We start from the raw sequence: 24,945 nt of genomic DNA, 5'->3' as shown, positions 1-24,945 counted from the left end.
CCGGGGCCCCCTCCCGCGCCGCGACCCCCACCGCACCCGCACGTCACACCAACCCGTGAGGACAACGCACCCGTGAACTGGGACGACGAGTCAACGAACCCCACCCGCGTGGTCGGCCCCGCCGCAGACGGCGAGGACCGGGCCGTCGAAGCCGCCCTCCGCCCCAAGGACCTCGGCGAGTTCGTCGGCCAGGAGCGCGTCCGTACCCAGCTCGACCTCGTCCTCAAGGCCGCCCGCGCCCGCGGCGCGACCGCCGACCACGTCCTGCTCTCCGGCGCCCCGGGCCTCGGCAAGACCACCCTGTCGATGATCATCGCGGCGGAGATGGGCGCGCCCATCCGCATCACCTCCGGCCCCGCCATCCAGCACGCCGGCGACCTCGCCGCGATCCTGTCGTCCCTCGCCGAGGGCGAGGTCCTCTTCCTCGACGAGATCCACCGCATGTCGCGGCCCGCCGAGGAGATGCTCTACATGGCGATGGAGGACTTCCGCGTCGACGTCGTCGTCGGCAAGGGGCCCGGCGCCACCGCCATCCCCCTGGAGCTGCCGCCGTTCACGCTCGTCGGCGCCACCACGCGGGCCGGCCTGCTGCCGCCGCCGCTGCGCGACCGCTTCGGCTTCACCGGGCACATGGAGTTCTACAGCCCGGCCGAGCTGGAGCGCGTCATCCACCGCTCCGCCCGTCTGCTGGAGGTCGACATAGCGGACCAGGGCGCCGCCGAGATCGCCGGCCGCTCCCGTGGCACGCCCCGTATCGCCAACCGTCTGCTGCGCCGCGTCCGCGACTACGCGCAGGTCCGGGCGGACGGCGTGATCACCCGGGAGGTCGCGGCGCGGGCGCTGGAGGTGTACGAGGTGGACGCGCGCGGCCTGGACCGGCTGGACCGCGCCGTGCTCACCGCGCTGCTCACGCTCTTTGGCGGCGGTCCGGTGGGCCTGTCGACGCTGGCCGTGGCGGTGGGGGAGGAGCGGGAGACCGTGGAGGAGGTCGCCGAGCCGTTCCTGGTGCGCGAGGGCCTGCTGGCCCGGACGCCCCGCGGCCGGGTGGCCACCCCGGCGGCCTGGGCCCACCTGGGGCTCACCCCGCCCACGGCCTCCGGCCAGCCGGGACTCTTCGCCGAGTGATGGCGGGCGCGACGGCGCGGGGGCTGGTCCGGCCGGGAACCGCGGTGCCATGCTGGGCGTTGTTCCGTGAGTGCGGACTCGCTTAGACTCCGCCGATGCCGTCCGTACCGGTGCGGCATACCACCCCCGTAGACCAGGCCGCGCCCCCAAGCGGTCGTGTGAAGGAAACCCCGTCCCGTGAATATCGTGAGTCTCCTGCCGTTCATCGTGCTTATCGGGGCCATGTTCCTGATGACCCGGTCGGCGAAGAACAAGCAGCGCCAGGCAGCGCAGATGCGCGACCAGATGCAGCCCGGCACCGGTGTCCGGACGATCGGCGGCATGTACGCCACCGTCAAGGAGCTCGGCGAGGACACGGTGCTCCTCGAGGTCGCCCCCGGCGTGCACGCCGTCTACGCGAAGAACGCGATCGGCGCGGTCCTGGAGGACGCCGAGTACAACCGCATCGTCCACGGCCTGGAGCCCGAGGACCTGCCGGCCGTGCCCGACGACGCCTCCGCTCTGACCGGGGACGCCGAGGCGCGCACCGAGACGGGGTCCGGCGAGCCGGCCGAGGCGTCCGAGAAGAAGATCGACCTGGGCAAGAAGGACGCCGACGAGGCGGGCCCGGGGACGAAGGACGCGAAGGACGACGCGAAGGGCGAGAAGCCGGACGGCAGCGCCGACGCGAAGTAGCCCCCTTCCGGAACCGCGGAGCACCCACCGAGCGGTGCACCGCGGTTCCGTTACGGTCTAGGCTCCGGCGGGGGCAGGTCCCCACAACACTTCGTGGCCGCCCGGCGAACACCCGACGCCGGGCGGTTGGACAGGGAGAAACGACAAGGTGGCAGCACCGAAGAAGGGCCGTAGGTCCCCGGGCGGCCAGGGGAGGCCGGGCCGGGTCCTGGCGCTCATCCTGATCGCCATGGTGGCGCTCACCGGGGGGATGTTCGCCTCCGGGCACACGACGCCGCGGCTGGGCATCGACCTCGCGGGAGGCACGAGCTTCACGCTGGAGGCCAAGAACGAGCCCGGCAAGCCCAACGCGATCAACGAGACCAACATGAACACGGCCGTCGGCATCATCGACAGCCGTGTCAATGGTCTCGGCGTCTCGGAGGCCGAGGTCCAGACGCAGGGCAGCAACCACATCATCGTGAACATCCCTCGGGGGACGAACGCGAAGCAGGCCCGCAAGCAGGTGGGCACCACCGCCAAGCTGGGCTTCCGGCCGGTGCTGACCGCCACCGCCGGGGTGAAGACGCCCGAGCCCGCGCCCAGTGCCTCCGGCAAGGCCGGCGACAAGGACAAGGGCGACAAGGACAAGGCGTCGGACAAGCCCGACGACAAGTCCGGTGACAAGGACGGCAAGTCCAAGGAGAGCGTGAAGCCCTCCGGCTCCGCGGCGCCGTCCGCGAGCACGGGCCAGCAGGGCCGCGCCGTCAGCGACGCCCTCAAGGCCGACGGCACCCCCTCCCCGCGCGCCACCGCCTCGGTGTCCGACGGCAAGAACGGCAGCACGGACCCGAAGAAGGACGAGGCGAAGAAGGACGGCCAGTCGCCGTCGCCCGCCCCGTCCGCCTCCGGCGGCACCGACATGGCGGCGCTGCAGAAGAAGCTCGACGCCCTGGACTGCTCCACCCCCCAGGGCCGTGCCCAGGCCAACGAGGCCGCCGCCTCCGCCCGTGCCGAGGACCCGGTCGTGGCCTGCCGCAAGGACGGTTCGGTCAAGGAGATCCTCGGCCCCGTGGCCGTCGAGGGCACCGCGGTCGACAAGGCCAGCGCCGTCTTCGACAGCCAGGGCGGCAAGGGCTGGCTCGTCCAGCTGAAGTTCAACTCCGAGGGCGCCAAGAAGTTCGCCGACGTCACCGGCAAGCTGGCGGCCAAGCAGTCGCCGCAGAACCAGTTCGCCATCGTCCTCGACGGCGAGGTCGTCTCCGACCCGTCCGTCAGCACCTCCATCGGCGGCGGCCAGGCCGAGATCTCCGGCGGCTTCGACCAGCAGGGCGCCCAGGACCTGGCCAACGTGCTGTCCTACGGTGCCCTGCCGCTCTCCTTCGACGTGGTCACCGAGACCACCGTGACCGCCGCGCTCGGCGGCGAGCAGCTGCGGGCCGGCCTCATCGCCGGCGCCATCGGCCTCGGTCTCGTCGTGATCTACCTGGTGGCGTACTACCGCGGCCTGGCCCTGGTGGCCCTGGCGAGCCTCGCGTGCTCCGCCGTCCTCACCTACACGATCATGGTTCTGCTCGGCCCGGCCATCGGCTTCGCGCTGAACCTGCCGGCCGTCTGCGGCGCCATCGTGGCCATCGGCATCACCGCCGACTCGTTCATCGTGTACTTCGAGCGCATCCGCGACGAGATCCGTGAGGGACGCACCCTGCGGCCGGCCGTCGAGCGCGGCTGGCCCCGCGCCCGCCGCACCATCCTCGTGTCGGACTTCGTCTCCTTCCTCGCCGCCGCGGTGCTCTTCGTCGTCACCGTCGGCAAGGTGCAGGGCTTCGCGTTCACCCTCGGCCTGACCACGCTCCTGGACATCGTCGTGGTCTTCTTCTTCACCAAGCCGCTCATGACGCTCCTCGCCCGCCGGAAGTTCTTCGCCTCCGGTCACCCGTGGTCCGGTCTGGACCCCCGCCGGCTCGGCGTGCGGCCCCCGCTGCGGGCCTCCCGCCGCCGTCCCTCCGCCCCCGTCGACCCGAAGGAGGCGTGAGATGTCCCGACTCGGATCCCTCGGCGCCCGGCTCTACCGCGGTGAGGTCGGTTACGACTTCGTCGGCAAGCGGAAGATCTGGTACGGCATCTCGATCCTCATCACCATCACGGCCATCGTCGGCCTGGCGGTGCGCGGCCTCAACATGGGCATCGAGTTCTCCGGCGGCGCGGTGTTCACCACGCCCAAGACCGCGGTGACCTCCGCCCAGGCCCGGCAGACCGCGCAGGACGCGTCGGGGCACACCGCCGTCGTCCAGAAGCTCGGCAACGACACCCTCCGGCTCCAGGTCAGCGACCTGACCCCGGACCAGTCGCGGAAGACCCAGCAGGCGCTCGCCAAGAAGCTGGGCGTCGACACCGACAAGGTCAACACCGACATCGTCGGCCCCAGCTGGGGCGACCAGATCGCCAACAAGGCCTGGTGGGGCCTGGGGATCTTCATGGTCCTGGTGGTGATCTACCTCGCCATCGCCTTCGAGTGGCGCATGGCGGTGGCCGCCCTCATCGCCCTGGTCCACGACCTCACCATCACCGTGGGCGTCTACGCCCTGGTGGGCTTCGAGGTCACGCCGGGCACCGTGATCGGTCTGCTCACCATCCTCGGCTACTCCCTCTACGACACGGTCGTCGTCTTCGACGGCCTGAAGGAGAGCTCGAAGGACCTCACCAAGCAGACCCGCTTCACCTACAGCGAGATCGCCAACCGCAGCCTCAACAGCACCCTGGTGCGCTCCATCAACACCACCGTGGTGGCGCTGCTGCCGGTCGCCGGCCTGCTGTTCATCGGCGGCGGCTTCCTGGGCGCGGGCATGCTGAACGACATCTCCCTCGCCCTGTTCGTCGGCCTCGCCGCCGGCGCCTACTCGTCGATCTTCATCGCCACGCCGCTGGTCGCCGACCTCAAGGAACGCGACCCGCAGATGCAGGCCCTGGCCAAGCGGGTGCGCGCACGCCGCGCCAGCGAGGCCGCCAAGGCGGACTCGGGCGAGCCGCGCGACGGCGAGGAGCACGGCGAGGACGGCGAGCCGCAGGACGCCGCCCCCGCCGGGGTGGTCGGCCAGCGCGGCCGCACCGACGGCCGCAACCGCGGTGGCCGCGGCCGGTCCCAGGGACGGCGCCGATGAGCGCCGTACGCGCCGCGGGCGCCGGTGAGGAGCTGCGCGAGCTGCTGCTCAGCCGCATCACCGACGTCCCGGACTACCCCAAGCCCGGTGTGATGTTCAAGGACATCACGCCCCTGCTCGCCGACGCCCGGGCCTTCACCGCCCTCACCGACGCGTTCGTCGCGCTCTGCGAGCGGTACGGCGCCACCAAGGTCGTCGGCCTGGAGGCCCGCGGCTTCATCCTGGCCGCGCCCGTGGCCGTCCGCGCCGGCGTGGGCTTCGTGCCCGTCCGCAAGGCCGGCAAGCTGCCGGGCGCCACGCTCGCCCAGTCCTACGAGCTGGAGTACGGCTCCGCGGAGATCGAGATGCACGCCGACGCCCTCACCGCGGGCGACCGCGTGCTGGTGATCGACGACGTGCTGGCCACCGGCGGCACCGCCGAGGCGTCGCTGAAGCTCATCCGCCGCGCCGGGGCCGAGGTCGCCGGTGTGGCGGTGCTGATGGAGCTGGGCTTCCTGCCCGGCCGCGACCGTCTGGCACCCGTCCTGGGGGACGCCCCCCTGGAGGCCCTGATCACGGTCTGACCGGCCCTGACCAGCACAGTCAGGCACCGCACCGCACAGCGGGCGTCACCCGGGAAGCTCCCGGGGGCGCCCGCTGTTGTGCGGGGTGGCCGCCGGGCGCGCGGCGGCCCGGCGTCCGGGATCGCTACCATGGCAGTCCGGACCTGAACGGGGGGCCGGAACGCATGAGGAGTGCTCTTGCCAGACGAGGTCCAGCCTGTCACCGCCGCTCAGCAGGAAAAACGCTCTCCCGAGACCGCGGCGGTCCCGGGCACGCCCACCGGCCGGCCGGCCACCGGCCCGGCGCCCGTCCAGGGCCCCGCCCCGCGCCCCGGCTCCTCCAGCCGCGTCCGGGCCCGCCTCGCCCGCCTCGGCGTCCAGCGGCAGAGCCCGTACAACCCGGTCCTCGAGCCCCTTCTGCGCATCGTCCGGGGCAACGACCCCAAGGCCGAGACCGCCACCCTCCGCCAGATCGAGCGCGCCTACCAGGTCGCCGAGCGCTGGCACCGCGGCCAGAAGCGCAAGAGCGGCGACCCGTACATCACCCACCCGCTCGCCGTCACCACCATCCTCGCCGAGCTCGGCATGGACCCCGCCACCCTCATGGCCGGCCTGCTGCACGACACCGTCGAGGACACCGAGTACGGCCTGGAGGACCTGCGCCGCGACTTCGGCGACCAGGTCGCCCTGCTCGTCGACGGCGTCACCAAGCTGGACCGCGTCCAGTTCGGCGAGGCGGCCCAGGCCGAGACCGTGCGCAAGATGGTCGTCGCCATGGCCAAGGACCCGCGCGTCCTGGTCATCAAGCTCGCCGACCGCCTGCACAACATGCGCACCATGCGCTACCTCAAGCGGGAGAAGCAGGAGAAGAAGGCCCGCGAGACGCTGGAGATCTACGCCCCGCTGGCGCACCGGCTGGGCATGAACACCATCAAGTGGGAGCTGGAGGACCTCGCCTTCGCGATCCTCTACCCCAAGATGTACGACGAGATCGTCCGCCTCGTCGCCGAGCGCGCGCCCAAGCGCGACGAGTACCTGGCCACCGTCATCGACGAGGTCCAGGCCGACCTGCGTGCCGCCCGCATCAAGGCCACCGTCACCGGCCGGCCCAAGCACTACTACAGCGTCTACCAGAAGATGATCGTGCGGGGCCGCGACTTCGCCGAGATCTACGACCTGGTGGGCATCCGCGTCCTCGTCGACACCGTCCGCGACTGCTACGCGGCACTCGGCACCGTCCACGCCCGCTGGAACCCGGTCCCGGGGCGGTTCAAGGACTACATCGCGATGCCCAAGTTCAACATGTACCAGTCGTTGCACACGACGGTCATAGGGCCCAGCGGCAAGCCGGTCGAACTCCAGATCCGCACGTTCGACATGCACCGCCGCGCCGAGTACGGCATCGCCGCGCACTGGAAGTACAAGCAGGAGGCCGTCGCCGGGGCCTCCAAGATCCGTACGGATGTGCCGCGCACGTCCGGCAAGTCCGGCAAGGACGCGGACGCCATCAACGACATGGCGTGGCTGCGGCAGCTCCTGGACTGGCAGAAGGAGACCGAGGACCCCGGCGAGTTCCTGGAGTCGCTGCGCTTCGACCTCTCGCGCAACGAGGTCTTCGTCTTCACGCCCAAGGGCGACGTCATAGCGCTGCCCGCCGGCGCCACCCCCGTCGACTTCGCCTACGCGGTGCACACCGAGGTCGGCCACCGCACCATAGGCGCGCGGGTCAACGGCCGCCTGGTGCCGCTGGAGTCGACGCTCGACAACGGCGACCTGGTGGAGGTCTTCACCTCCAAGGCGCCCGGCGCCGGCCCGTCCCGCGACTGGCTCGGCTTCGTCAAGTCCCCCCGCGCCCGCAACAAGATCCGCGCCTGGTTCTCCAAGGAGCGCCGGGACGAGGCGATCGAGCAGGGCAAGGACGCCATCGCCCGCGCGATGCGCAAGCAGAACCTGCCCATCCAGCGCATCCTCACCGGCGACTCGCTGGTCACCCTGGCGCACGAGATGCGCTACCCCGACATCTCCTCCCTCTACGCCGCCATCGGCGAGGGCCATGTCGCGGCGCAGGGCGTGGTGCAGAAGCTGGTCCAGGCGCTCGGCGGCGAGGACGCGGCGACCGAGGACATCGAGGAGGCCGCGCCCATCCGCGGCCGCTCCAAGCGGCGGACCACGGCCGACCCCGGCGTGGTCGTCAAGGGCGTCGACGACGTGTGGGTCAAGCTCGCCCGCTGCTGCACCCCGGTGCCCGGCGACCCCATCATCGGCTTCGTCACCCGCGGCAACGGCATCTCGGTGCACCGCGCCGACTGCGTCAACGTCGACTCGCTCTCCCAGCAGCCCGAGCGGATCCTCGACGTGGAGTGGGCGCCCACCCAGTCCTCCGTCTTCCTGGTCGCCATCCAGGTCGAGGCGCTGGACCGGTCCCGCCTGCTGTCGGACGTCACGCGCGTGCTGTCCGACCAGCATGTCAACATCCTCTCCGCCGCGGTGCAGACCTCCCGCGACCGGGTGGCCACCTCCCGCTTCACCTTCGAGATGGGCGACCCCAAGCACCTGGGCCACGTCCTGAAGGCGGTCCGGGGCGTGGAGGGCGTCTACGACGTCTACCGCGTGACGTCGGCGCGCAGGCCGTAGCGGCCCCACGAGCAGCCCACGCGTAAGGGGCTCCGGCAATAGCCGGAGCCCCTTACGCGTATGCGCTCGTGCTGCGCTCGGTCAGCCGCCGAACTCCTCAAGCCCCTTCAGCGCCTGGTCCAGCAGCGCCTTGCGGCCCTCCAGTTCCTGCGCCAGCTTCGCGGCCTTGGCCTCGTTGCCCGCCGCACGCGCCTTCTCGACCTGCTCCTGGAGCTTGTCGACGGCCGCCTGCAGCTGGCCCGTCAGGCCGGCCGCACGCGCCCGCGCCTCGGGGTTGGTACGGCGCCACTCGGCCTCCTCGGCCTCCTGGATCGCGCGCTCCACCGCGTGCATCCGGCCCTCGATGCGCGGCCGCGCGTCACGCGGCACGTGCCCGATGGCCTCCCACCGCTCGTTGACCGAACGGAACGCCGCCCGCGCCGCCTTGAGGTCCGTCACCGGCACCAGCTTCTCGGCCTCGGCGACCAGCTCCTCCTTCAGCGTGAGGTTGGCCTGCTGCTCGGCGTCGCGCTCCGCGAACACCTTGCCGCGGGCCTGGAAGAAGACGTCCTGCGCCCCGCGGAAACGGGCCCACAGCTCGTCCTCCGCCTCGCGCTGGGCGCGCCCGGCCGCCTTCCACTCCGCCATCAGCTCGCGGTACCGCGCGGCCGTCGGGCCCCAGTCGGTGGAGCCGGACAGCGCCTCGGCCTCGGCGACCAGCTTCTCCTTGACCTTGCGGGCGTCCTCGCGCTGCGCGTCCAGGGACGCGAAGTGCGCCTTGCGCCGCTTGGAGAACGCCGAGCGGGCGTGCGAGAAGCGGTGCCACAGCTCGTCGTCGGTCTTCCGGTCCAGCCGCGGCAGGCCCTTCCACGTGTCGACCAGGGCCCGCAGCCGCTCGCCGGCCGACCGCCACTGCTCGCTCGCGGCCAGCTCCTCGGCCTCGGCGACCAGCGCCTCCTTGGCCGTGCGCGCTTCCTCGCTCTGCTTGGCCTTGGCCGCCTTGCGCTCCTCGCGCCGTGCCTCGACGGCCGCCACCAGCTTGTCCAGCCGCTCCCGCAGCGCGTCCAGGTCCCCCACCGCGTGGTGCTCGTCGACCTGGGTGCGCAGGTGGCCGATGGCCACCATGGCGTCCTTGGCCGACAGGTCGGTGGTCCTCACCCGGCGCTCGAGGAGACCGACCTCGACGACGAGGCCCTCGTACTTGCGCTCGAAGTAGGCCAGGGCCTCCTCGGGGGACCCGGCCTGCCACGATCCGACGACCTTCTCGCCGTCGGCGGTGCGCACGTACACAGTCCCCGTCTCGTCGACGCGGCCCCACCGGTCGCTGCTCACAGCGCCTCCTCCACATGATGCCGCGGCCGGTGTGCGGCCCGCTGGCATCGTCCACAGTTGATCCGGGCAGGGCCGCGCCCTGGCCGGTCCGGCGGCTTGATCGTCCGGGTGCTCACCGCCGCCGGATCAGGGCACCCTACACAACGCCAACATAGGCGAACGGCGGCCTTGCTGTCCGTATCCCGCGCGAACGGATTTCCCTGCACGGACCGGCCGCCGGCGGCTACGACCTGGTCACCGTCGCCTTGTCGATGACCACGGTGGCGTTCGGCGCGCCATCGCCGGCACCCGACTGCTCACCGGCGTCCGCGATCTTCTTCAGCACCTTCATGCCGTCCGCGCCGATCGTGCCGAACGGCGTGTAGGTGGGCGGCAGCGGGCTGTCCTGGTAGACGAGGAAGAACTGGCTGCCGCCGGTGCCCGGCTGGCCGGTGTTGGCCATGGCGATCGTGCCCGCCGGGTAGACGTTGCCCTTGAGCCGCTCGTCCTTGAGGTTCTCGTCCGGGATCTTGTAGCCGGGGCCGCCGGTGCCGGTGCCCTTGGGGTCGCCGCACTGGAGCACGAAGATCCCCGCGGTGGTGAGGCGGTGGCACTTGGAGTGGTCGAAGAACCCTTCCTTCGCCAGGAAGTCGAAGGAGTTGACCGTGTGCGGCGCGTTGGCCGCGTCCAGCTTGATGTCGATCGCGCCACAGGTGGTCTTCAGCTCCATCGCGTACGACGCGGACTTGTCCACGGTCATCGCGGGTTCCGACTTCCACTGCTTGTCCGACGGCGAGCCCGGCGCCGGCTTGGCGCACGGGTCCGGGCCCTTGCTCGGCGCGGACGGCGTGGGCAGGCCGTCCGGAGCGGCGTCGGCCGCCTTCTCCTTCTTGTCACCGCCGGTCAGCGCACCCGTGGCGTACGCGGTCGCACCCGCGGCCAGCACCACGGCGACACCCGCGGCGATCACCGCGTTCCGGCGGCGTGCCTTGCGCCGCGCCGCCTCACGGCGCTGCTGCTGCCGCTCGAACTTCTCGCGGGCGAGCTGCCGCCGCCGCTGCTCGTTAGTGACCACCGGGTCGTCTCCTCGTGCCGTGTGCGTGCATGTCATGAGCCGCGAATCGCGCGTGTGCCCGTACCGTATACGGGTTCGCGGCGGCAGGAGTGCCGCCGGTAGGCTCTGCCTGCACGGATCTCCCGAAGCCGGGGGATTCGAAGCCGACCGCCCAGAACCGCCGAAACCGCAGTAATACCGACGCCGAACCTTAAGGACGAACGTGCTCATTGCCGGGTTCCCCGCCGGGGCCTGGGGGACCAATTGCTACCTGGTCGCCCCCGCCGCCGGCGAGGAGTGCGTGATCATCGACCCGGGCCACCAGGCGGCCCCGGGCGTCGAGGAAGCACTGCGCAAGCACCGTCTCAAGCCCGTCGCCGTCGTCCTCACCCACGGCCACCTCGACCACGTCGCCTCGGTCGTGCCGGTGTGCGGGGCCCACGACGTCCCGGCCTGGATCCACCCCGCGGACCGCTACATGATGAGCGACCCGGAGAAGGCCCTCGGCCGCTCCATCGGGCAGCAGCTCATGGGCGAGCTCACGGTGGGGGAGCCGGACGACGTCAAGGAGCTCACCGACGGCAGCAGGCTCGACCTTGCGGGCCTGGAGTTCACCGTCGCGCACGCCCCGGGCCATACCAAGGGGTCGGTGACCTTCAGGCTCCCCGAGACCGCCGCCACTCTTCAAGAACAAGGGTGTCCCTCGGTGTTCTTCTCGGGCGACCTGCTGTTCGCCGGCTCCGTCGGACGCACCGACCTGCCCGGCGGCGACCACGCCGAGATGCTCCAGTCCCTGGCCCGTGTGTGCCTGCCACTGGACGACTCGACCGTGGTGCTGTCCGGCCACGGCCCCCAGACGACCATCGGCCACGAGCGCGCCACCAACCCCTATCTCAGGGAAGTGGCGGCCGGCCACGGAGCCCCGTCGGCTCCACGACGAGGAATGTGACGACTCACGTGAGCACCTTCAAGGCCCCCAAGGGCACCTACGACCTCCTCCCGCCCGACTCGGCGACCTACCTCGCCGTGCGCGACGCGATCTCCGCACCGCTCAAGCGGGCCGGCTACGGCTACGTGGAGACCCCCGGCTTCGAGCAGGTCGAGCTGTTCTCCCGCGGCGTCGGCGAGTCCACCGACATCGTGACCAAGGAGATGTACACCCTCACCACCCGCGGCGGCGACCAGCTCGCCCTGCGCCCCGAGGGCACCGCCTCCGTCCTGCGCGCCGCGCTGGAGGCCAACCTGCACAAGGCCGGCAACCTGCCGGTCAAGCTCTGGTACTCCGGCTCGTACTACCGCTACGAGCGCCCCCAGGCCGGCCGCTACCGCCACTTCTCGCAGGTCGGCGCCGAGGCCATCGGCGCCGAGGACCCGGCCCTCGACGCCGAGCTGATCATCCTGGCCGTCGACGCCTACCGCTCGCTCGGCCTCACGAACTTCCGCCTCCTGCTGAACTCGCTCGGCGACAAGGAGTGCCGCCCCGCCTACCGCGCCGCCCTGCAGGACTTCCTGCGTGGCCTGGACCTGGACGAGGACACCCGCCGCCGCATCGAGATCAACCCGCTGCGCGTCCTCGATGACAAGCGCGAGGCCGTGCAGAAGCAGCTCACCGGCGCCCCCATGCTCCGCGACCACCTGTGCGAGGCGTGCAAGGAGTACCACGAGCAGGTCCGCGAGCTGCTGACCGCCGCCGGCGTCGCCTTCGAGGACGACCCCAAGCTGGTCCGCGGCCTGGACTACTACACCCGCACGACCTTCGAGTTCGTCCACGACGGCCTCGGCTCGCAGTCGGCGGTCGGCGGCGGCGGCCGCTACGACGGCCTCTCCGAGATGATCGGCGGCCCCGCGCTGCCGTCCGTCGGCTGGGCGCTCGGTGTCGACCGCACGGTGCTGGCCCTCCGGGCCGAGGGCATCGAGCTGGAACTGCCCGCCCCCACCCAGGTCTTCGCCGTCCCGCTGGGCGAGGAGGCCCGCCGGGTCCTGTTCGGCGTCGTCACGCAGCTGCGCCGGGAGGGCGTCGCCACCGACTTCGCCTTCGGCGGCAAGGGCCTGAAGAACGCCATGAAGTCGGCCAACCGCTCCGGCGCCCGCTGGGCGCTGGTGGCCGGCGAGCGCGATCTGGCCGACGGTGTCGTGCAGTTGAAGGACCTGGAGAGCGGCGAGCAGCGCGCCGTCGCCCTCGACGCGGTGGCCGCCACCGTGGCGGGTGAAGTCCGTTCGGCCCGGGGCTGACGCGAAGGCGGTTGGTGCAGAATGGGGCGACGGCCTACTGATGGGATCGACGGCGCTATGACCATTTCGGCACTCGACCGCTCCGACACCGACGACGCGGAGCGCGACGGTCCCGCCACCGGCTCGGTGGGGGGCGGTCGCGCGTTCGCGCTGCTGCTGGTGATCACCGGCGCGATGGGCCTGCTGGCCTCCTGGGTCATCACGCTGGACAAGTTCAAGCTGCTGGAGGACCCGAACTTCACCCCGGGCTGCAGCCTGAACCCCATCGTCTCCTGCGGCAACATCATGCAGAGCAAGCAGGCCGCGGCGTTCGGGTTCCCCAACCCGATGCTCGGCCTGGTCGCCTACGGCATGATCATCGCCATCGGCCTGGCCATGCTGTCGGGCAGCCGCTTCCCGCGCTGGTACTGGCTCGGCATGGAGGCCGGCTGCCTCTTCGGCGTCGGCTTCGTCACCTGGCTCCAGTACGAGTCGCTGTACGTCATCGGCTCGCTGTGCCTGTGGTGCTGCCTGGCCTGGGTCGCCACCATCGTCATGTTCTGGTACGTGACGCTGAACAACCTCCGCCACGGCTTCATCCCCGCCCCCGAGGGCCTCAAGCGGGGCCTGCTGGAGTTCCACTGGGTGGTGCCGGTGCTGTGGATCGGCGTGATCGGCATGCTGATCCTCACCCGCTGGTGGTGGTTCTGGACCGGCGGGACGGCCTGATTGTCAGTGCGGTGACTTAGGGTTCCTCACGTGGAGCCCGACCTGTTCACCGCAGCCGCCGAGGACCGCCAGGAGAAGGACCCGGCGGCCACGCCCCTGGCCGTGCGCATGCGCCCGCGCAGCCTGGACGAGGTCGTCGGCCAGGCCCACCTGCTGAAGCCCGGCTCCCCGCTGCGCCGCCTCGTCGGCGAGGGCGCCGGCGGCCCGGCCGGGGCCTCCTCCGTGATCCTCTGGGGCCCGCCCGGCACGGGCAAGACGACGCTCGCCTACGTCGTCAGCCAGGCCACCAACAAGCGCTTCGTCGAGCTCTCGGCGATCACCGCCGGGGTCAAGGAGGTCCGGGCCGTCATCGACGGCGCCCGCCGCGCCGCCGGCGGGTACGGCAAGGAGACCGTCCTCTTCCTCGACGAGATCCACCGCTTCAGCAAGGCCCAGCAGGACTCCCTGCTGCCCGCCGTGGAGAACCGCTGGGTCACGCTGATCGCGGCCACCACGGAGAACCCCTACTTCTCGGTCATCTCCCCGCTGCTCTCCCGCTCCCTGCTGCTCACGCTCCAGGCCCTCACCGACGACGACCTGCGCGGCCTGGTCCGCCGGGCCCTCACCGACGAGCGCGGCCTGGCCGGCACGGTCACCCTCGCCGAGGACGCGGAGGCGCACCTGCTGCGCATCGCCGGCGGCGACGCCCGGCGCGTGCTCACCGCCCTGGAGGCCGGCGCGGGCTCGGCCCTCGCCAAGGGCGAGCAGGAGATCACCCTGGAGACGCTGGAGGCGGCGGTCGACCGCGCGGCCGTGCGCTACGACCGCGCCGGCGACCAGCACTACGACGTGGCCAGCGCGCTGATCAAGTCCATCCGCGGCTCGGACGTCGACGCCACGCTGCACTACCTGGCCCGGATGATCGAGGCGGGCGAGGACCCGCGGTTCATCGCCCGCCGCCTGATGATCTCGGCGAGCGAGGACGTGGGCCTGGCCGACCCCACGGCCCTCCAGACCGCGGTCGCCGGTGCGCAGGCCGTGGCGCTGATCGGCTTCCCCGAGGCGCGCATCATCCTGAGCCAGGTGGCGATCGCGCTGGCGCTGGCCCCCAAGTCGAACGCGGCGTACCTCGCGATCGACGCGGCCCTGGCCGACGTCCGCGCCGGCCACGCGGGAGCGGTCCCCCCGCACCTGCGCGACAGCCACTACCGCGGCGCGGGCAAGCTGGGCCACGGCGAGGGCTACGTCTACCCGCACGACGTACCGGGCGGCATCGCGGCCCAGCAGTACGCACCGGACGAGGTGCACGGCAAGCGGTACTACGAGCCGACGCGGTACGGGTCGGAGGCGCGGTACGCGGACGTGGTCGAACGGGTCCGTGCGCGGCTGCGGGGGGATTGAGGACCGGGACTACTCCATCGCCGCCTCGAAGAGGCGGTGCATCTCGCGGCGCAGGCCGTGCACGTCGCGCACCGGGCGCGGGAACTCGAAGCGCGCGTCGAAGCAGTCCCCGCCCCCCACTGCGAAGCGGACCCGCAGACCGAAGCGGTCGAGTGCGACCGGCACCACGGACTCGTACGGCCCCCTCTCCGCACCGAGAAGAGAGGACAGCCGCCGCACCTGATCCCCGTGCCCCGCACACAGGTGCTGGAGCAGTTCCCCCTCGTGCGCCCCCAGGGGATCCGGTTCCGCGCGGGCGAAGTCCTCGACGTCGACCCCGTCCGCGCCCCACAGGTCCTCGATCCGTACCTCGCCGACCTCCAGGCGCAGCAGCATACGGCCCGGCTCGGCGACGCCCGGTACGCTCGTCAGCCAGCCGCCCAGCAGGGCGCGGCCCCGGATGCGGCCGCCGGGCAGGGCGACGGGGGCGACGTCGACCAGTTCCAGTACGGCGGACAGCTCGTCGTCCTGGGCGTGGGTGGCGGCCCGTACCGCGGCGGCGTCGGCGGGGAGGACGAGGTACACCTCGCCGTCGCGGCCGACCGTGCGGGCCTGGGGTGTGAGGCGTTCGGCCAGGCTGTCGGGGGTGGCCGGGGAGTGCCCGGGAATCAGCAGTGCTCCGGAGCATGTACCCTGTACGAGAGTTCGTGTGCGCTCGGCTGCTGACGGCATCCGTGCGATTTCAAGTCCGCTGGGACGCGGCTGACCACGATCTGATCGGACCTCCGTCACGTCGACGCCTTCGTGAGCGTCGGATTCCCTCGTGGATCCTTTCGTGCTGTCCGTGATGTGACTGGTGTTCCCCGGACGAGACATGCGATCTCCTTGAGTAAGGTAAGCCTAACCTAACTTACATCCGGAGGTCTGGAGAACGTGCCTAACCAGTCGCGTCCCAAGGTCAAGAAGTCTCGTGCGCTCGGCATTGCGCTGACGCCCAAGGCCGTCAAGTACTTCGAGGCCCGCCCCTACCCGCCGGGCGAGCACGGCCGTGGCCGCAAGCAGAACTCGGACTACAAGGTCCGTCTGCTCGAGAAGCAGCGTCTGCGCGCCCAGTACGACATCAGCGAGAAGCAGATGGCGCGCGCCTACGACCGCGCCAAGAAGGCCCCGGGCAAGACCGGTGAGGCCCTGGTGGTCGAGCTCGAGCGCCGCCTCGACGCCCTCGTCCTGCGCGCCGGCCTGGCCCGCACCATCTACCAGGCCCGCCAGATGGTCGTCCACGGCCACATCGAGGTCAACGGCAAGAAGGTCGACAAGCCGTCCTTCCGCGTCCGTCCCGACGACGTCGTGATGGTCCGCGAGCGCAGCCGCGCCAAGCACCCCTTCCAGGTCGCCCGCGAGGGTGGCTACGCGGGTGAGGGCGAGACCCCGCGCTACCTGCAGGTCAACCTGCAGGCGCTGGCCTTCCGCCTGGACCGGGAGCCCAACCGCAAGGAGATCCCGGTGATCTGCGACGAGCAGCTCGTCGTCGAGTACTACGCCCGCTGACCCGGGCGCGGACTCCTTCCGCACCAGCCCGTCGTCTCACCCGGCCCTCGTGGCCGGGGAGCCGGCGGGCTCGCGCGTTTTCGCGGCCCCACGCGAATGCGAAGGGCGAACGGGAATGCGGTACGGGCGGACGGGCCCGGCGCGATAAGGTCGGTATCCGACGTTCAGTGCAATGACCAGCGACGATCAGCAGGGAGCGGTGCAGCGTGTCCGGTGGAGAGGTGGCCGGGATCCTCGTGGCCGTCTTCTGGGCGATCCTCGTGTCGTTCCTGGCCCTGGCCCTGGTCCGGCTGGCGCAGACCCTGCGGGCCGCCACCCGGCTGGTCACCGAGATCAGTGAGCAGGCCGTGCCGCTCCTGACCGACGCCACCGCCGCCCTCCGTTCCGCCAACGCCCAGCTCGCCCGCGTCGACTCGATCACCGCGGACGTCCAGGAGGTGACGGCGAACGCCTCGGCGCTCTCCTCGACCGTCTCGTCCGCGTTCGGCGGACCGCTGGTCAAGGTCGCCGCCTTCGGCTACGGCGTCCGGCGCGCCATGGGCCGCCGGGCCGAGCCGCCGTCCGGCTCCGGCACCGTGTTCGTCGGCCGTACCGCCGGGGACGGCCTGCCGTCGTCCCGGCGCCGCAGCACCCGTGGGAAGGGCTGATCCCCGACATGTTCCGCCGCACGTTCTGGTTCACCACCGGCGTCGCCGCCGGTGTGTGGGCCACCACCAAGGTCAACCGCAAGCTCGCCAAGCTCACCCCGGAGAGCCTGGCCCTGCAGGCGGCCGACCGCGCGGTCCTCGCCGGCCGCAAGGTCAAGCTCTTCGCCCTCGACGTGCGCGACGGCATGGCGCACCGCGAGGCCGCGCTGCGGGACGCGCTCGGCCTGGCCGCGGCCCCCGGGCCCGAGGACGGCCACCGGGCCCTGCCCGCCCAGCGCCACCTCGTCGCGCTCGAACCGCAGCACCCCACCCACCACTCGTACACCCGGAAAGAGGACCACTGATGGAGTCGGCTGAAATCCGCCGCCGCTGGCTGCGCTTCTTCGAGGAGCGCGGGCACACCGTGGTGCCGTCGGCCTCGCTCATCGCGGACGACCCGACGCTGCTGCTGGTCAACGCGGGCATGGTCCCCTTCAAGCCCTACTTCCTGGGTGAGGTCAAGCCCTCCTTCTCGCGCGCCACCAGCGTGCAGAAGTGCGTCCGCACGCCGGACATCGAGGAGGTCGGCAAGACCACCCGGCACGGCACGTTCTTCCAGATGTGCGGCAACTTCTCCTTCGGGGACTACTTCAAGGAAGGCGCGATCAAGTACGCCTGGGAGCTGCTGACCACTCCCGTGGCGGACGGCGGCTACGGGCTGGACCCCGAGCGCCTCTGGATCACCGTCTACCTCGACGACGACGAGGCCGAGCGCATCTGGCGCGACGTGATCGGCGTGCCCGCCCAGCGCATCCAGCGCCTGGGCAAGAAGGAGAACTTCTGGTCCATGGGCGTGCCCGGCCCGTGCGGCCCGTGCTCCGAGATCAACTACGACCGGGGCCCGGAGTTCGGCGTCGAGGGCGGCCCGGCCGTCAACGACGAGCGCTACGTGGAGATCTGGAACCTGGTCTTCATGCAGTACGAGCGCGGCGCCGGCGAGGGCAAGGAGGACTTCCCGATCCTCGGCGACCTGCCCGCCCAGAACATCGACACCGGCCTCGGCCTCGAGCGCCTGGCGATGATCCTGCAGGGCGTGCAGAACATGTACGAGACCGACACCCTGCGCGTCGTCATCGACAAGGCCACCGAGCTCACCGGCGTGCGCTACGGCGACAAGAAGGACACCGACGTGTCCCTCCGCGTGGTCGCCGACCACCTGCGCACCTCCACCATGCTCATCGGCGACGGCGTCACCCCCGGCAATGAGGGCCGCGGCTACGTCCTGCGCCGCATCATGCGCCGCGCCATCCGCAACATGCGCATGCTCGGCGCCACCGGCCCGGTCGTCGCCGAGCTGCTCGACGTCGTCATCCGCACGATGGGCCAGCAGTACCCCGAGCTCATCACCGACCGGAAGCGCATCGAGACCGTCGCGCTCGCCGAGGAGGCCGCCTTCCTCAAGACCCTCAAGGCGGGCACCAACATCCTCGACACGGCCGTCACCGAGACCAAGTCCGCCGGCGGCAATGTGCTCCCCGGCGACAAGGCGTTCCTGCTCCACGACACCTGGGGCTTCCCGATCGACCTCACCCTGGAGATGGCCGCCGAGCAGGGGCTGTCCGTGGACGAGGACGGCTTCCGCCGCCTGATGAAGGAGCAGCGGGAGCGCGCCAAGGCCGACGCCAAGGCCAAGAAGACCGGCCACGCCGACCTGTCCGCCTACCGCGAGGTGGCCGACACCGCCGGCGCCACCGACTTCACCGGCTACACCCTCACCGAGGGCGAGTCCACCGTCGTCGGCCTGCTCGTCGACGGCGTGCCCTCGCCCGCCGCCTCCGAGGGCGACGAGGTCGAGGTCGTCCTCGACCGCACCCCCTTCTACGCCGAGGGCGGCGGCCAGCTCGCCGACACCGGCCGCATCCGGCTGGACAACGGCGCCGTGGTCGAGGTCCGCGACGTGCAGAAGCCCGTCCCGGGCGTCCACGTCCACAAGGGCGTCGTCCAGGTCGGTGAGGTCACCGTGGGCTCCTCCGCCCACGCCGCCATCGACGTCAAGCGCCGCCGGGCCATCGCCCGCGCCCACAGCGCCACCCACCTCACCCACCAGGCGCTGCGCGACGCCCTGGGCCCGACGGCCGCCCAGGCCGGCTCGGAGAACTCCCCGGGCCGCTTCCGCTTCGACTTCGGCTCGCCGACCGCCGTGCCGTCCTCGGTCCTCACCGACGTCGAGCAGCGCATCAACGAGGTCCTCTCCCACGAACTCGACGTGCACGCCGAGGTCATGAGCCTGGAGGACGCCAAGAAGCAGGGCGCCATCGCCGAGTTCGGCGAGAAGTACGGCGAGCGGGTCCGCGTGGTCACCATCGGCGACTTCTCCAAGGAGCTGTGCGGCGGCACGCACGTGCACAACACCGCTCAGCTGGGCCTGGTGAAGCTGCTCGGCGAGTCCTCCATCGGCTCCGGCGTGCGCCGCGTCGAGGCCCTCGTCGGCGCCGACGCGTACAACTTCCTGGCCAAGGAGCACACGGTCGTCGCCCAGCTCACCGAGCTGGTCAAGGGCCGCCCGGAGGAGCTGCCGGAGAAGATCTCCGGGATGCTGGCCAAGCTCAAGGACGCCGAGAAGGAGATCGAGCGCTTCCGCGCCGAGAAGGTCCTCGCCGCCGCCGGCGGCCTGGCCTCCTCCGCCAAGGACGTGCACGGCACCGCCCTGGTGGTCGACCGGGTGCCGGACGGCACCAACGCCGACGACCTGCGCAAGCTCGTCCTCGACGTGCGGGGCCGCATCACCGGCGGCCGCCCGGCCGTCGTCGCCCTGTTCACCGTCGCCAACGGCCGCCCGCTGACCGTCATCGCCACCAACGACGCCGCCCGCGAGCGCGGCCTCAAGGCCGGCGACCTGGTCCGGACGGCCGCCAAGACCCTCGGCGGCGGCGGTGGCGGCAAGCCCGACCTCGCGCAGGGCGGCGGCCAGAACCCCGAGGCCGTCGACGAGGCCATGGCCGCCGTCGAGCGCCTCGTGGCGGAAGCGGCCTGACCGTGCGACGCGGCAGGCGCATCGCCCTGGACATCGGGGACGCCCGGATCGGGGTCGCCACGTGCGACCCCGACGGGCTCCTCGCCACCCCGGTCGAGACCGTGCCCGGGCGTGACATCCCCGCCGCGCACAAGCGGCTGGTGGCCGTCGTCGCGGAGTACGAGCCCATCGAGGTCGTCGTCGGCCTGCCCCGCTCGCTGAGCGGGCGGGAGGGGCCGGCGGCCACCAAGGTGCGTACCTTCGCCAGGGAACTGGCCCGGCGCGTCGCGCCGGTGCCGGTCCGGCTCGTCGACGAGCGGATGACGACGGTCACGGCCGCGCAGGGGCTGCGGGCCTCCGGCGTGAACAGCAGGAAGGGCCGCTCGGTGGTCGACCAGGCCGCCGCCGTGGTCATCCTGCAGAGCGCGCTGGAGACGGAGAAGACCTCCGGACGGCCCCCCGGCGAGGCCGTGGAAGTGGTCATCTGATCGCAATACGGTAACGTTCCGCGCGACATGGCAGCTGTTCGAATGTCTTCCGGGCAGGACCAGGCATCGGACTCGCGCTCCTGAAGCGCCCAAGGCTGCCGCTGTTGCGGCACTAGGGGATAGATGACTGAGTACGGCCGGGGTTCCGGCTCCCAACCGTGGCATCCGGAGGACCCGCTGTACGGGGACCCGGGATACGGAGGGCAGCGGTACGCGCCGCAGCAGCAGCCGCAGCAGTCCCAGCCCTCCTACGGCGGACAGCAGCCGCAGGGCGGGCAGCCCTACGGCTGGGACCAGCAGGGCCAGGCGGCGCCGTACGCGGGTGACGGCACCGCCCACCAGGACCCCTATGCCGCTCAGCACCACACCGGTCAGCACCACGTCGGTCAGCACGACACGGGTCAGCACCATGTCGGTCAGCACGACACGGGTCAGCACCATGTCGGTCAGCACGACACGGGTCAGCACCACGTCGGGCAGCACTCCACCGGGCAGCACTCCACCGGAACGTACGCCGTCCCGCAGGCCGGCGACCCCTCCGACCCGTACGGAACCGGCCAGTACGCCGCCCCCCAGCAGCGCCAGGGCGAGCACGAGCAGCTCGGGGCCCGGGAGTGGCACCAGGAGGAGCCGGACGCCGGCAAGCTCGCCCTGTTCGACGACCGCCCGGACGACCGTGCCGTCCCCGGCGACCCCGCCGGGGACGAGCCGGCGGCCGCCGAGGAGGGCGGCCGCGGCCGTGAGCGGCGTGGCAAGGGCAAGACCAAGAAGAACAAGCGCCGCAGCGGCACGGCCTGCCTGCTGGTCGCCGTCGTGCTCGTCGGCGCCGTGGGCGGCGGTGGCTACCTCGCCTACGACTACTGGCAGACGCACTTCGGCGCCGCCCCGGACTACGAGGGCGAGGGCACCGGGCAGGTGCAGGTCGAGATCCCCAAGGGCGCCTCGCTCACCGAGATGGGCCAGGTGCTGTTCAAGGCCGGGGTCGTCAAGAGCGTCGGCGCCTTCACCGAGGCGGCGGCCAAGAAGTCCATCCAGCCCGGCACGTACACGCTCCGCAAGGAGATGTCCGGCCAGGCCGCCGTGGCGCTGATGACGGACGCCAAGAACTTCCTCACCCTGCGCGAGGGCATCCGGGCCTCCGAGGTCTACTCGGCCATCGACAAGAAGCTCGGCCTGACCGAGGGCACCACCAAGGGCGTGGCCAAGAGCCAGGCGAAGAACCTGGGCCTGCCCGACTGGGCCGGCAGCGACCCGAACGTCAAGGACCCGCTGGAGGGCTTCCTCTTCCCCTCGCAGTACAGCGCGGGCAAGGGCACGAAGCCGGAGGACATCCTGCGGCAGATGGTGGCCCGCGCCAAGCAGAACTACGAGCAGCAGGACGTGGCCGGAAAGGCGCAGGCGCTGGGGCTGAAGTCGCCGCTCCAGGTCGTCACCGTCGCCAGCCTCGTGCAGGTCGAGGGCAAGTACAAGCACGACTTCGACAAGATCTCCCGGGTCGTCTACAACCGGCTCAAGCCGGACAACAAGGAGACCTACGGCCTCCTCGACTTCGACTCCACGGTCAACTACGCGCGCAACCAGAGCACCCTGGACACCGGCGCGGTGCGTGACCTGCGGCAGTTCAACGACCCGTACAACACCTACAAGATCAAGGGCCTGCCGCCCGGCCCCATCAGCAACCCGGGCACGGAAGCCCTGAAGTCGGCGCTCCAGCCGGCCGACGGTCCCTGGTACTACTTCGTCTCGATCAACGAGAACGAGACGCTGTTCGCCGTGACCAACGCGGAGCACAACCGGAACCGGCAGCGCTACGAGCAGGAGAACAAGAAGAAGGCCGGCAGCTCATGAGCCCCACGCGTCACCGGGCGGCCGTGCTCGGCTCGCCCGTCGCGCACTCCCTCTCCCCGGACCTGCACCGGGCCGCGTACGCCGCCCTGGGCCTGGGGGAGTGGACGTACGACCGGTTCGAGGTCGACGAGGCGGCCCTGCCCGCCTTCCTCGACGGGCTCGGCCCGGAGTGGGCCGGGCTCTCCCTGACCATGCCGCTCAAGCGGGCCGTCATCCCGCTGCTCGACGGAGTCAGTGACACGGCCGCCGCCGTGGAGGCCGTCAACACGGTGCTGTTCACCGACGACGGCCGCCGCCTCGGTGACAACACCGACATCCCCGGCCTCGTGGCCGCGCTGCGCGAGCGCGGCGTGGAGTCGGCCGGCTCCGCCGCCGTCCTGGGCGCCGGCGCCACCGCCTCCTCCGCACTGGCCGCGCTCGGCCGCCTGGGCGCCGAGGACGTCACCGTCTACGTGCGCAGCGCCGCCCGCGCCGCCGAGATGCGGCAGTGGGGCGAACGGCTCGGCGTCCCCGTCCGCACCGAGGACTGGGCGCGGGCCGGCGAGGCCCTCGCCGCGCCCCTGGTGATCGCCACCACCCCCGCCGGTGCCACCGACGCCCTGACCGGTGCGGTGCCCGGCCGCCCCGGCACGCTCTTCGACGTCCTCTACGAGCCCTGGCCCACCCCGCTGGCCGCCGCCTGGGCCGCCCGCGGCGGCACCCTCCTGGGCGGCCTCGACCTGCTGGTCCACCAGGCGGTGCTCCAGGTGGAGCTGATGACCGGCCGGCGCCCGGCCCCGCTGGCCGCGATGCGCACGGCGGGCGAGGCGGCGCTGGCGGCCCGCGGCCACTGAGACGACGGGGTCCACACCGTGGACGCCGGGCCGGACGAGCGCCGCGGACGTGGGAGGATCGAGGCAGCATTTCGCATGCCGAAGCACTGAGGAGCACCGTTGAGCAGGTTGCGCTGGCTGACCGCGGGGGAGTCGCACGGCCCCGCACTCGTCGCGACGCTGGAGGGACTTCCCGCCGGCGTTCCGGTCACCACCGACATGGTGGCCGACCACCTCGCGCGGCGGCGGCTGGGCTATGGTCGCGGCGCCCGCATGAAGTTCGAGCGCGACGAGGTCACCTTCCTCGGCGGCGTGCGGCACGGCCTCTCCCTCGGCTCCCCGGTCGCGGTCATGGTGGGCAACACCGAGTGGCCCAAGTGGGAGCAGGTCATGGCGGCCGACCCGGTCGACCCGGCGGAACTCGCCGAGCTGGCCCGCAACGCCCCGCTGACCCGCCCCCGGCCCGGCCACGCCGACCTGGCCGGCATGCAGAAGTACGGTTTCGACGAGGCCCGGCCGGTGCTGGAGCGCGCCTCCGCGCGTGAGACCGCCGCCCGCGTGGCCCTCGGTGCCGTCGCCCGGTCCTTCCTCAAGGAGGCCGCCGGCATCGAGATCGTCTCGCACGTCGTCGAGCTGGCCTCCGCCAAGGCTCCCTACGGCGTGTACCCCACCCCCGCCGACGTCGAGAAGCTCGACGCCGACCCGGTGCGCTGCCTCGACGAGGCCGCGAGCGCGGCGATGGTCGCCGAGATCGACCAGGCCCACAAGGACGGCGACACCCTCGGCGGTGTCGTCGAGGTGCTGGCCTACGGCGTGCCCGTCGGCCTCGGCTCGCACGTCCACTGGGACCGCCGTCTGGACGCCCGCCTGGCCGCCGCGCTGATGGGCATTCAGGCGATCAAGGGCGTCGAGGTCGGCGACGGCTTCGAGCTGGCCCGGGTGCCCGGCTCCCAGGCGCACGACGAGATCGTCCCCACCGAGGACGGCATCCGCCGCTCCTCCGGCCGCTCCGGCGGCACCGAGGGCGGCCTGACCACCGGTGAGCTGCTGCGCGTCCGCGCCGCCATGAAGCCCATCGCCACCGTCCCGCGCGCCCTGCGCACCGTGGACGTCACCACCGGCGAGCCGGCCCAGGCGCACCACCAGCGCTCCGACGTGTGCGCCGTGCCCGCCGCGGGCATCGTGGCCGAGGCCATGGTCGCGCTGGTGCTGGCCGACGCCGTGGTGGAGAAGTTCGGCGGCGACAGCGTCGCCGAGACCCGCCGCAACGTCCGCGGCTACCTCGAGAACCTGGCGATCCGGTGACACCGCCGCTCGCCGTCCTGGTCGGCCCGCCCGGAGCGGGCAAGTCGACGGTCGGTGCCCTGCTCGCCCAGCGGCTGGGCACCGGCTACCGCGACACCGACGCCGACATCGAGCGCACCGCCGGCAAGCCCATCCCCGAGATCTTCCTCGACGAGGGCGAGCCGCACTTCCGCGAGCTGGAGCGGCAGGCCGTGCGGGCCGCCGTGGCCGGGCACCCCGGGGTGCTCGCCCTCGGCGGCGGCGCCGTCATGGACGCCGGCACCCGGGCCCTCCTGAAGGGCCTGCCCGTCGTCTTCCTCGACGTCGACCTGGCCGACGCCGTCCACCGGGTGGGCCTGGACGCCCCGCGGCCGCTGCTGGCCGTCAACCCGCGCAAGCGCTGGCGGGAGCTGATGGAGCAGCGCCGCCCGCTGTACACCGAGGTGGCCACGGCCGTCGTGGCCACCGCCGGCCGCACCCCGGCCGAGGTCGCCGACGCCGTGATGGCGGCGCTGCGGCTGGCCCCGGCCGCCACCCCCGACGCCACCGACACCCCGCAGTGAGGAA

At 72.0% G+C, this 24,945-nt stretch carries 22 protein-coding genes; 19 read left to right on the top strand and 3 right to left on the bottom strand.

All coding sequences use genetic code 11. The features are described from left to right. The first annotated feature begins 72 nt into the window (after window positions 1-72). The 6 genes from ruvB to IE305_RS10270 all read left to right on the top strand — a co-directional run bounded on the left by ruvB (window position 73) and on the right by IE305_RS10270 (window position 8,116). Complete coding sequence (gene ruvB, locus IE305_RS10295; protein WP_190129203.1) at window positions 73-1,125, top strand: Holliday junction branch migration DNA helicase RuvB; 1,053 nt, start codon at window positions 73-75, stop codon at window positions 1,123-1,125. Window positions 1,126-1,302: 177 nt separating this feature from the next. Beyond that, complete coding sequence (gene yajC, locus IE305_RS10290) at window positions 1,303-1,800, top strand: preprotein translocase subunit YajC (RefSeq protein WP_190129202.1); 498 nt, start codon at window positions 1,303-1,305, stop codon at window positions 1,798-1,800. Window positions 1,801-1,948: 148 nt separating this feature from the next. Further along, window positions 1,949-3,814 (top strand): protein translocase subunit SecD, encoded by a 1,866-nt coding sequence (gene secD / locus IE305_RS10285; protein WP_190129201.1) that lies wholly within the window; start codon window positions 1,949-1,951, stop codon window positions 3,812-3,814. 1 nt (window position 3,815) lies between these two features. After that, entirely contained in the window at window positions 3,816-4,940 is a 1,125-nt protein-coding gene (gene secF, locus IE305_RS10280; RefSeq protein ID WP_190129200.1) for a protein translocase subunit SecF, read from the top strand. Beyond that, window positions 4,937-5,503, top strand: coding sequence for an adenine phosphoribosyltransferase (locus IE305_RS10275; RefSeq protein ID WP_190129199.1), 567 nt, complete (start codon window positions 4,937-4,939; stop codon window positions 5,501-5,503). The genes secF and IE305_RS10275 overlap by 4 nt, the downstream gene beginning before the upstream one ends. A gap of 177 nt (window positions 5,504-5,680) precedes the next feature. Further along, complete coding sequence (locus IE305_RS10270; protein ID WP_190129198.1) at window positions 5,681-8,116, top strand: RelA/SpoT family protein; 2,436 nt, start codon at window positions 5,681-5,683, stop codon at window positions 8,114-8,116. Between the two features lie 81 nt (window positions 8,117-8,197). Here IE305_RS10270 and IE305_RS10265 read toward each other — a convergent pair whose 3' ends face one another. After that, the gene (locus IE305_RS10265; protein WP_190129197.1) at window positions 8,198-9,427 is read right to left on the bottom strand and encodes a DUF349 domain-containing protein; all 1,230 of its coding nucleotides are present in this window, start codon (window positions 9,425-9,427) and stop codon (window positions 8,198-8,200) included. Between the two features lie 223 nt (window positions 9,428-9,650). Further along, complete coding sequence (locus IE305_RS10260; protein ID WP_190129196.1) at window positions 9,651-10,481, bottom strand: peptidylprolyl isomerase; 831 nt, start codon at window positions 10,479-10,481, stop codon at window positions 9,651-9,653. A gap of 202 nt (window positions 10,482-10,683) precedes the next feature. Between IE305_RS10260 and IE305_RS10255 the strand changes: the two genes are divergently transcribed. From IE305_RS10255 to IE305_RS10240, 4 genes are read left to right on the top strand one after another with little or no spacing between them, the layout of a single operon-like run. After that, a complete protein-coding gene (locus IE305_RS10255; protein ID WP_190129195.1) occupies window positions 10,684-11,409 on the top strand; it encodes an MBL fold metallo-hydrolase in 726 nt (241 codons plus the stop codon). Window positions 11,410-11,417: 8 nt separating this feature from the next. Then, window positions 11,418-12,692 (top strand): histidine--tRNA ligase, encoded by a 1,275-nt coding sequence (hisS, locus tag IE305_RS10250; RefSeq protein ID WP_190129194.1) that lies wholly within the window; start codon window positions 11,418-11,420, stop codon window positions 12,690-12,692. Window positions 12,693-12,749: 57 nt separating this feature from the next. Then, window positions 12,750-13,400 carry a vitamin K epoxide reductase family protein gene (locus IE305_RS10245; protein ID WP_190129193.1) on the top strand — a complete coding sequence of 217 codons (651 nt, stop codon included), beginning with the start codon at window positions 12,750-12,752 and terminating at the stop codon, window positions 13,398-13,400. 30 nt (window positions 13,401-13,430) lie between these two features. Further along, complete coding sequence (locus tag IE305_RS10240; RefSeq protein WP_190129192.1) at window positions 13,431-14,780, top strand: replication-associated recombination protein A; 1,350 nt, start codon at window positions 13,431-13,433, stop codon at window positions 14,778-14,780. Window positions 14,781-14,789: 9 nt separating this feature from the next. Here IE305_RS10240 and IE305_RS10235 read toward each other — a convergent pair whose 3' ends face one another. Then, the gene (locus IE305_RS10235; RefSeq protein WP_190129191.1) at window positions 14,790-15,491 is read right to left on the bottom strand and encodes a DUF2470 domain-containing protein; all 702 of its coding nucleotides are present in this window, start codon (window positions 15,489-15,491) and stop codon (window positions 14,790-14,792) included. Window positions 15,492-15,692: 201 nt separating this feature from the next. On the opposite strand from IE305_RS10235, the gene rpsD reads away from it, so the two are divergent. From rpsD to IE305_RS10190, 9 genes are all read left to right on the top strand, one after another. After that, on the top strand, window positions 15,693-16,307 hold the full coding sequence (gene rpsD, locus IE305_RS10230) for a 30S ribosomal protein S4 (protein WP_190129190.1): 615 nt from the start codon (window positions 15,693-15,695) through the stop codon (window positions 16,305-16,307). Window positions 16,308-16,513: 206 nt separating this feature from the next. After that, window positions 16,514-16,954 (top strand): DUF948 domain-containing protein, encoded by a 441-nt coding sequence (locus IE305_RS10225; RefSeq protein ID WP_190129189.1) that lies wholly within the window; start codon window positions 16,514-16,516, stop codon window positions 16,952-16,954. Window positions 16,955-16,962: 8 nt separating this feature from the next. Then, window positions 16,963-17,298 carry a DUF6167 family protein gene (locus tag IE305_RS10220; protein ID WP_190129188.1) on the top strand — a complete coding sequence of 112 codons (336 nt, stop codon included), beginning with the start codon at window positions 16,963-16,965 and terminating at the stop codon, window positions 17,296-17,298. Beyond that, the gene (gene alaS, locus IE305_RS10215; protein WP_190129187.1) at window positions 17,298-19,967 is read left to right on the top strand and encodes an alanine--tRNA ligase; all 2,670 of its coding nucleotides are present in this window, start codon (window positions 17,298-17,300) and stop codon (window positions 19,965-19,967) included. Before IE305_RS10220 ends, alaS begins: the two co-directional genes overlap by 1 nt. Continuing rightward, window positions 19,964-20,434, top strand: coding sequence for a Holliday junction resolvase RuvX (gene ruvX, locus IE305_RS10210; RefSeq protein ID WP_190129444.1), 471 nt, complete (start codon window positions 19,964-19,966; stop codon window positions 20,432-20,434). Before alaS ends, ruvX begins: the two co-directional genes overlap by 4 nt. 123 nt (window positions 20,435-20,557) lie before the next feature. Then, window positions 20,558-22,282 carry an endolytic transglycosylase MltG gene (gene mltG, locus IE305_RS10205; protein WP_190129186.1) on the top strand — a complete coding sequence of 575 codons (1,725 nt, stop codon included), beginning with the start codon at window positions 20,558-20,560 and terminating at the stop codon, window positions 22,280-22,282. Then, window positions 22,279-23,115 carry a shikimate dehydrogenase gene (locus IE305_RS10200; RefSeq protein WP_190129185.1) on the top strand — a complete coding sequence of 279 codons (837 nt, stop codon included), beginning with the start codon at window positions 22,279-22,281 and terminating at the stop codon, window positions 23,113-23,115. Before mltG ends, IE305_RS10200 begins: the two co-directional genes overlap by 4 nt. 99 nt (window positions 23,116-23,214) lie before the next feature. Continuing rightward, window positions 23,215-24,399: a chorismate synthase gene (gene aroC / locus IE305_RS10195; RefSeq protein ID WP_190129184.1), complete on the top strand. Its 1,185-nt coding sequence runs from the start codon at window positions 23,215-23,217 to the stop codon at window positions 24,397-24,399. After that, window positions 24,396-24,941: a shikimate kinase gene (locus tag IE305_RS10190; protein WP_190129183.1), complete on the top strand. Its 546-nt coding sequence runs from the start codon at window positions 24,396-24,398 to the stop codon at window positions 24,939-24,941. Before aroC ends, IE305_RS10190 begins: the two co-directional genes overlap by 4 nt. The last annotated feature ends 4 nt before the right edge of the window (window positions 24,942-24,945 follow it).

The organism is Streptomyces mashuensis, from assembly GCF_014654785.1.
Lineage (GTDB): Bacteria > Actinomycetota > Actinomycetes > Streptomycetales > Streptomycetaceae > Streptomyces > Streptomyces mashuensis.
This window is presented reverse-complemented; position numbering and strand designations above follow the sequence as displayed.